General features: G+C 62.2%; 5 protein-coding genes. 2 read left to right on the forward strand and 3 right to left on the reverse strand.

Going from position 1 to position 6,548, the window contains the following annotated elements; genetic code table 11:
- Positions 1–1,438: YcjX family protein (locus E5W87_RS02010; protein WP_292393490.1), on the reverse strand; the 1,438-nt coding region annotated here is incomplete at its 3' end.
- A gap of 64 nt (positions 1,439–1,502) precedes the next feature.
- The gene (locus E5W87_RS02015; protein ID WP_292393492.1) at positions 1,503–2,006 is read right to left on the reverse strand and encodes a histidine phosphatase family protein; all 504 of its coding nucleotides are present in this window, start codon (positions 2,004–2,006) and stop codon (positions 1,503–1,505) included.
- A gap of 264 nt (positions 2,007–2,270) precedes the next feature.
- On the opposite strand from E5W87_RS02015, the gene dksA reads away from it, so the two are divergent.
- Entirely contained in the window at positions 2,271–2,687 is a 417-nt protein-coding gene (gene dksA, locus E5W87_RS02020) for an RNA polymerase-binding protein DksA (protein WP_006202025.1), read from the forward strand.
- A 74-nt stretch (positions 2,688–2,761) separates the two neighbouring features.
- Here dksA and E5W87_RS02025 read toward each other — a convergent pair whose 3' ends face one another.
- Positions 2,762–3,493, reverse strand: coding sequence for a flagellar biosynthetic protein FliO (locus E5W87_RS02025; protein WP_292393494.1), 732 nt, complete (start codon positions 3,491–3,493; stop codon positions 2,762–2,764).
- Positions 3,494–3,799: 306 nt separating this feature from the next.
- On the opposite strand from E5W87_RS02025, the gene cckA reads away from it, so the two are divergent.
- The gene (gene cckA, locus E5W87_RS02030) at positions 3,800–6,370 is read left to right on the forward strand and encodes a cell cycle histidine kinase CckA (protein ID WP_292393496.1); all 2,571 of its coding nucleotides are present in this window, start codon (positions 3,800–3,802) and stop codon (positions 6,368–6,370) included.
- The last annotated feature ends 178 nt before the right edge of the window (positions 6,371–6,548 follow it).

Below are 6,548 nucleotides of genomic sequence, written 5' to 3' on the forward strand. Positions count from 1 at the left end.
CAGCAGTGCGTTCGAGTTTTGGCGGGCGAAAGCGTACGAAGCGGATCGCCGGGTCGTCATTGTTTTGTCGAGAGTCTGGGCTTTGCCGATGGTCTTGGCTTTGCCTCTGGTCTGGCCGAGAGACATCGAACACCGCATCAATTTTCTCCGGTAAGTCACCGGGAAATATGGCTGTTTCCGTCTTTCCATCAAATGTTTCGCCGTTGATCCTTTCACCTTTCAACGGTGTGCCGATGATGACCGGCAGTGTTTCACGGCCTTGCTTGACCGTGCCCTCGCGGGTCGCGCGCACGGCCGCCAGTGCGACCACGTCGACATCGGCGCCGGTGAAATTCGCCCGCGCCACGGCACGGTCGGCAAGCCGCCGCACGATCGCCTGCAGCCGGTCGTGGCTTTCGTGGTGCAGATGGTCCGCCTTTGTCGCCGCCACCAATATGCGGTCGATGCGCCTTGAAAAGAAGTCTGTCAGGAAGTTGCCGCGGCCGGGGCGGAAACAGGCGAGGATTTCGGTCACCGCGCGTTCGAGATCGGCCATCGCGCCGGGGCCTGCGTTCAAGGCCTGCAGGGCGTCGATCAGTACGATCTGACGGTCGAGGCGCGTGATGTGTTCCCGAAAGAACGGCTTTACGACATGCGTCTTGTAGGCCTCGTAGCGGCGCTCCATCATCGCCTGCAGCGACCCGGAACGCGCCCGCCGCTCGCTCAGGTCCGGCAAGGGGGCGAAGGTCAGCGCCGGTGAGCCCTCAAGAGCGCCGGGCATCAGGAAACGGCCGGGTGGCAAGGTCGAAAGCGCCCGCTCGTCGAGCTTGCATGCCTTGAGATAGGCGGCGAAGCTCTCGGCGAGGCGGCGCGCCGTCATCTCGTCAGCGTCCGCCTTCGGGTCGACTGCGGCGGAGAGCGTACGCCATTCCTGCGAAAGGTCGACGCGCACCGGCAGCACGGCCATCTCGAGGGCTTCGCGCGAGAAATCGGCGTAGGATTTGCCGAGCAGCGGCAGGTCGAGCAGCCATTCGCCGGGATAGTCGACGATATCGACCGACAATCTGCCTGATGAAAACATGCGGCTCCAGCCGGAGGCCGATTCATATTCGATGGTGAGCCTCAGCTCGGAAATGGCACGTGTCGAATCCGGCCAGAGGCGGTCGTTGACCAGAGCCGCGATGTGATCCTCGTACTGGAATCGCGGTACGGCATCATCCGGTTGCTCTTCGAGGAAGGCACGGGCGATGCGTCCCGATTTCTGCGCCTCGAACAGCGGCAACCGCCCGCCATGGAGCAGATTGTGAACAAAAGCCGAGATGAACACCGTCTTGCCTGCGCGAGAAAGGCCAGTCACCCCCAGCCGCAGCGATGGCGAAAAAAGCCCGGTAGCGCGCCCCGACAGCGTATCCAGGGCAATCTTCGCCTCGTCGGTGAAAGTGGTCAGCGATGATGCCAAATCGGTTCTCTCGGGGCTTCGGTACGCTCCGATATAGACGCTGCCACCTGGATTTGAAACGGCGTCAGAGATCAACCGGCGTCACGAAGGCTTCGAGATAGCCGGTGCCCTGCGCGGCGTTGGCAAGACTGCCTGGAAAACGGACGACCGCAAGGCCGGCGGTCGGGAATCCGTGGTTCAGCATTCCCCTCGCAGCCTCTTCGCCGTCGCCCGAAAGCGCGATCGTGAGATCTTCCGTCATCGGGTTGTGGCCGATGACGAGTAGCGAGCCTGGTCCGCCATTGCCGCGGATGATGTTGAGATAGCCGGCGGCATCCTCGCTGTAGAGCGTGTCCAGGAACACGACCCGACCGGTATCGGTGTGACCGGCAAGACCCTCCAGCGTTTGCAGTGCTCGCTTTGCTTTGGAGCAAAGCGTGAGGTCCGGGATGTAGTTGCGGGCCCGCATAACCGAACCCATCGTTTCGGCGTCGGCGAGGCCGGATGCGTCGAGCGGACGGTCGAAATCGCGCACGCCCGGCAGGGCCCATCCAGCCTTCGCATGCCTCAGCAGATAAAGCTTGCTCACCGGCCCCTCGCTTGTGCCTAACACCGAAACTCGTCAAAAGGCGCTGCAGGATTAGCCATGAGAAACCCCTCGTGCACAATGGCCGGTACCCTTCAAACCCAACGAATCATAAACGAATTCGGTCGCGCCCTTCATGCGAATGATGCGGCCAATGCCGTTTTGCCCGACATTAACAATTGCGTGAAACTGTCGTCGATTACGCTTGTGCAGCATTCGGTCCGCGAATATATAGGCGCCAAAATTGGGGCAGTTTGGGTGAGTCGAATGAACGACATCGTTACCGCCGATTACGTACCCTCCGAAGACGAGCCGTTCATGAACGAGCGGCAGAAATCCTACTTTCGCCTGAAGCTCGTCACCTGGAAGAACGACATATTGCGCGAAGCGCGCGAAACTCTCGAAATCCTGCAGCAGGAAAACGCCAACCACCCCGATCTCGCCGATCGCGCCTCTTCGGAAACCGACCGCGCCATCGAACTTCGTGCTCGCGATCGCCAGCGAAAACTCATTTCAAAGATAGATTCCGCCCTCCAGCGCATTGACGAAGGCACTTACGGCTATTGTGAGGAAACCGGCGAGCCCATCGCGCTGAAGCGGCTCGATGCGCGTCCGATCGCGACCTTGTCGATCGAGGCGCAGGAGCGCCACGAGCGCCGCGAGAAGGTCTACCGCGACGACTGAAGCACAGGCGAAGCGTCTAAAAGCGGTCAATAGAGAATTTGTCATGGCCGGTCTCCGGCCATTGTTTTGGCCGGTTATCTTTTCTGGCTGGACAGTTCGCCGAGAAGCTTCGTCATCTCGTCGTCGAGAGACGGCGCCGGCTTGCTCTCCGGCTTTGCGGGTTGCGGCTCGTCAAGCGAGACCTCGAGTTCCCTCATCAGCGTATCGTCGATAGAATCCTGCCTTGCCGGGGAATCCTGTCTTGCCGGCGGTGGCGCGTGTCGAACGGCGTTGGCGTTGGACGATCCGTAGGCGGGCAGCGGCGTGATGGTCGCCGACTGAAGGCTTTGCGCTGCCGGCTTCGGCGCTTGTGCCGCCTGATGGGGCCGTACAGGCGTTGGGGCCGCGCTTACCGGCTGCGGCGGAGGCGGTGCTTGCCTCACTGATGCAGGAGCGGGTTGAGGGGCGCGCGGCTGCGGTGCCGGCTGATGGCCGCCGCCATCTCCGGTCAGTGCAGGACGGCGCAGCGCCGACAGCCTGATGTCGCGTTCGACGACGACGTCGGTCGGACCTCCGATCAGCAGCAGGTGCTCGATATCGTCGCGGCGCACCAGCACCAACCGGCGGTGACTATCGACAGCGGTGGCGTCCATGACGGCCAATCGTGTCTTGCGGTTCCTGCCGCCGGCTACGAATGTTCCGAAGGTCAGATTGCGGATCAGCTTGATGATGAGGAGAATGATGACCAGAAGGACAAGCGCGACAAGCGTCCACAGGATCGCCGCGGCATAACCAGGACCCGCCATGCTATCCAGCCACTGCAGCATTGGTGCCCCCAATCGACTTTCGAAGAAGACGCGACACTAAACTGTTGCGGCACGCCACTGCAAGTTGCCTTTCGCGCTTCGTGAACAGCTTGAAACACCACACTGGATTTTCAGCAAGTTGCTGGTGTGACGAATCCGAAAAATCGCCCGGCGCTGCAGCAAGGTGACGCGAATTTCGAATTCACCACACCAGGCGCCGAACGGCCTCATTTTTAGCGGACATTTGCCGCCAAGGCCTTTTCCGGACCCTGAGAATGTGATTCAACCGGGCAGGGGCAAGTACCGGAATTCACGAACAGGGGGCACATGGCCAAGGAAGCGCGCGGCGATTTCTATCCGGTACCGATCGTCGACCAGAACACGCGACCGGGTGCGGTAACCCGGCTCATCATCTTCATCGTCGTCCTGACGGGCGCCGCGATCGTCTTCGGTCTTTTCCGCGAACGTCTTGGCGATCCATTCCTGCTTGGAATGCTTGGTGTGCTGGCGATGATCGGCGTCGGCTTCCTGTTCGCCACCGCCATCGGCTTCGTGCAGATCACACCGCGCTCGACGAGCGACGAGCTGTCGAAAGCCTTCGTCGATTCAATGTCGCAAGGTCTTCTCGTCACGGACACCAAGGGTCGGGTCGTCTACGCCAATCGGGCCTATGCCGACATGACGGGCGCGGCGTCCGCGGCGGATCTCAAGACGGTCGAAGGGTTGCTGTCCGATGTTCCCGAGGCTTCGGTGACCATATACCGGCTCGCTTCCGGCCTGCGCGACGGTCAGCCCGGCGACGGGGAGTTTCGGCTTGCCCAATCCATTCGACCCGGCGCCGAGCCGGGCGCGCGCTGGTATCGCGCCCGCGCCCGGGCCTTCAGCGTCCCGGGCCAGCGGCTGCCCCTGCTTGCCTGGCAGCTCGCCGACATCTCGGAAGAACGGGCCGAGCAGGAGCGGTTCTTCCTCGACCTGCAAAAAGCCATCGATCATCTCGACCATGCGCCGGCCGGCTTCTTTTCGGCCGACCAGGAGGGCCGCGTCACCTACATCAACGCCACGCTTGCGGAGTGGCTGGGCATCGACCTGACGAGCTTCACGCCTGGTGCCGTCACGCTTCCGGAGATCGTCGCCGGCGACGGCATGGCGCTGGTCCGCTCGGTCAAGGCCGATCCCGGCACCACGCGCAACGCGGTCATCGATCTCGATCTGACGACAGTGAAGGGCGAGGCGCTGCCCGTTCGTTTCATGCATCGGGTTTCGGCCAGCCGCGAGGGCGTCAACGGTCCGACGCGCACCATCGTGCTCAACCGAACGCAAGGCGAGGACGCCTCCGCCGATCTTCGCGCCTCGGAGATACGCTTCACCCGATTCTTCAATTCGACGCCGATGGCAATAGCGGCTGTCGACAACAGCGGGCGCATCTTGCGCACCAACGCGCCTTTCCTGTCGCTGTTTTCCTCCGTCGTCGACGGGGACGCGGTCGATCGGCGCGTGCGGCTGGACACGGTGATCCATGAGCGCGACCGGCCCGCCTTTGCCGTGGCGTTTGAAAAGGCGAGGCAGCGGCAGGCCGACATCGAACCGATCGATACGCTGCTGCCCGGCAATGAGGAGCGGCACATGCGCTTCTACGTCAACGCGGTTGCCGACGGCACCAGCGAGGGCGCCGAAGAATCGGCCATCGTCTACGCCGTCGAAACCACCGAGCAGAAGGCGCTCGAGGGTCAGATGGCGCAAAGCCAGAAGATGCAGGCGGTCGGCCAGCTTGCCGGCGGCATCGCCCACGACTTCAACAACGTGCTGACCGCCATCATCATGGCGTCGGACCTTTTGTTGACCAACCATCGCCCGTCGGACCCGTCCTTCCCGGACATCATGAACATCAAGCAGAACGCCAACCGGGCAGCCTCGCTGGTGCGGCAGCTTCTGGCCTTCTCGCGCAAGCAGACGCTGCGGCCGGAGGTGCTCAACCTGACCGACGTGCTTGCCGATCTCCGGATGCTGCTGGCCCGCCTGGTCGGCAACGACATCAAGCTGAAGGTCGATCATGGCCGCGACCTGTGGCCGGTGAAGGTCGACATCGGGCAGTTCGAGCAGGTGGTGGTCAACCTGACGGTCAATGCCCGCGATGCGATGCCGACCGGCGGCGACCTCACCGTGCGCACCCGGAACGTGACCACAGAGGAGAGCAAGAGCTTTTCCTACCGCGAGCTGGCGCCGGCCGACTATGTGGTGGTCGAAGTCGAAGACACCGGCAGCGGCATCGCCCCCGAAGTGCTCAAGAAGATTTTCGAACCCTTCTTCACCACCAAGGAGGTCGGCAAGGGCACCGGCCTCGGTCTGTCCATGGTCTATGGCATCATCAAGCAGACGGGCGGCTTCATCTTCTGCGATTCCGAAGTCGGCAAGGGATCTGTGTTCCGCATCTTCCTGCCTCGCTACATTGCAGAGGCGAGAAAGGCAGGTGAACCCGCCGAGGCGCCGGCTGCACCAGCAAAGATCGCCGACGCAGCCAAGGACTTGTCGGGCTCGGCCACCGTGCTGCTCGTCGAGGACGAGGATGCCGTGCGGATGGGCGGCATGCGGGCGCTGACGTCGCGTGGCTATACTGTCCACGAAGCATCCTCGGGCGTCGAGGCGCTGGAAGTCTTCGACGCGCTCGACGGCAAGGTCGACATCGTCGTTTCCGACGTGGTGATGCCTGAAATGGATGGGCCGACGCTGCTTGGCGAATTGCGCAAGCGGCAACCGGACATCAAATTCGTCTTCGTTTCTGGCTACGCCGAGGATGCGTTCGCCAAAAACTTGCCGGCAGACGCGCATTTCGGTTTCCTGCCGAAACCATTTTCGCTCAAGCAACTGGCCACAATCGTCAAGGATGTGCTCGAATCCTAGCGCGTGTCACTCAACAGGTGCATAGCGGTCTTGGTAAAATAACCTAAGGCGCGGCCTGAATGTGATCTAGCTCACAGACGCCAGCGCCATGCCGTTTACACTTGGCGGCGCCGGAGAGCGAGCCGCCCGTCGACAACCAGTGAGGTCCGGCCACTGGAGCTTCGTAATCGCGGCTTGC

The organism is Mesorhizobium sp. (genome assembly GCF_004962925.1).
Classification (GTDB): Bacteria; Pseudomonadota; Alphaproteobacteria; order Rhizobiales; family Rhizobiaceae; genus Mesorhizobium.

Excerpts from the sequence above, each read along its gene's own strand:
- E5W87_RS02025 (WP_292393494.1), bottom strand. The coding sequence starts at position 3,493 with ATGCTGCAGTGGCTGGATAGCATGGCGGGTCCTGGTTATGCCGCGGCG.
- cckA (WP_292393496.1), top strand. The coding sequence starts at position 3,800 with ATGGCCAAGGAAGCGCGCGGCGATTTCTATCCGGTACCGATCGTCGAC.
- dksA (WP_006202025.1), top strand. The coding sequence starts at position 2,271 with ATGAACGACATCGTTACCGCCGATTACGTACCCTCCGAAGACGAGCCG.